General features: G+C 42.1%; 2 protein-coding genes. Both read left to right on the top strand.

Annotated elements, in window-relative coordinates:
- Nucleotides 1-235 precede the first annotated feature (235 nt).
- Nucleotides 236-880, top strand: a complete 645-nt coding sequence (locus A372_RS0100310) for a LysE family translocator (RefSeq protein ID WP_019418905.1) — start codon at nt 236-238, stop codon at nt 878-880.
- Nucleotides 881-1200: 320 nt separating this feature from the next.
- A complete protein-coding gene (locus A372_RS39380; protein ID WP_083858690.1) occupies nt 1201-1332 on the top strand; it encodes a (2Fe-2S)-binding protein in 132 nt (43 codons plus the stop codon).
- Nucleotides 1333-1578: the final 246 nt, after the last annotated feature.

Raw genomic sequence — 1578 nt, 5'->3', positions numbered from 1 at the left:
ATTAAACCCTTGGGATACAAGGTTTTTTTTCTGAGATGATAAACGCCTAAGGAGTAATTGTAACTGGATAGTGGCAATGGTAATATTGAGCTATGACAATTTTAGGGGAATATGTGGTAGTACTTAAAAGATAATATTGAAAAGGAATCAATTAAGGACTTTGTTGGCATATTGCAGACAGAGTCCTTTAAGCAATCCGTCCCAGTTGTTTTATTCGTTTAGGGAGGTTTCGTTATTGGAACAATTCACCATGTTTTTAATGATGTCTGTCGCTCTTATTTTAACGCCGGGTGCTGATACAGCGTTGGTCACGAAAAGCACGATTGTTCACGGGAAGCGCGGGGGAGTTGCAACCGCGGCAGGGACCGCCGCCGGCATTATTATTCATACCTGTGCAGCAGCGATGGGGTTGTCCGTATTGTTGGCTCAATCCGCGGTGTTGTATGAGACGGTTAAATGGGCCGGGGCTGTTTACTTGATATACTTAGGCATCAGTTCACTCCTATCAAAGGGTTCAAGCTCAGGAAAAGCTGCACAGCCTTCTATGGAAGATGCAGACGTTCCAGTGGGCGGCAGCTCGGTTATAAAGTGTTTTTCCCAAGGCGTATTAACGAATGTACTAAACCCGAAAGTAGCTTTGTTTTTTCTTACCTTTTTGCCTCAATTCGTTCGTGCAGACAGTGCTTCCTTTACTCAGTACCTGACCATGGGACTTATTTATGCCTTTTTATTAATTGTGTGGTTGCTCATATTCGTCTATTTTATTCATGCGTTTCGCAGTTGGCTGCAGAAGCCCTCCGTTCATAAAACGATTGAACGAGTAACAGGAGCAGTGCTGATTGGATTTGGCCTTAAAGTGGCGTTGGAGCAGCGGCCTTAATTTGAGTCCACTTGCAATCAATTGTGGATAAAAGTCGCAACTGCTTTTCATATACACAAAGTATCCACATTATCTAACGTACAGATAGTCTCGGTGTATGAAGTGGGAACAGCGTTATGGGGGTATGTGTCGAACCTGCTGATAAGTTAGTATGATAAGGGGGCTAGTGAGGCAAAGAACGACCTTTAGAAGCGTCTAATGGAGTCAGATAGAACGTGGTGATGCAAGAGGAGCTTGGCGCCTTATACGGCAATTTAGCAGCCAATCCGCTGGCGTTTCGCTACGAAATAAAGGAACATCCGCTACGTACTGCGGAATAAGTGTGTGTACGCGAAGTGTGCTGTCTTAAATTCCGGGTTCCTCGCCAGATGAATTGCACAACGTGTCCACATGTGACGGAAGAAGAACGAGAAGAGATATCTAAACAACATATTTGTGCCAAAATGAACTAATAAATAAAATGTGTTGCAATTCACTCGATATTGTGATATATTATTACTTGTCGCTTCTTTGTTTAGATGTAATTAATTTTGCACTATTGCATAAGATGAGCGAGAGAATTATTTGACAAGGTATTTAATGTCATTAAGAAATACGGAATAAAGTGTTGCAATTGATTCGGAATTGTGATATATTATTACTTGTCGCTTCTAAAAACGTGATTGCAGCGATATGCGCGGACATAGCTCAGTGGTAGA

Origin of the sequence: Paenibacillus sp. OSY-SE, from assembly GCF_000283315.1 — a bacterium.
In the GTDB taxonomy this organism is placed as follows: Bacteria; Bacillota; Bacilli; order Paenibacillales; family Paenibacillaceae; genus Paenibacillus_B; species Paenibacillus_B profundus.
Note: the sequence above shows the minus strand (reverse complement) of the source record. Positions and strands in the feature narration are given on the sequence as shown.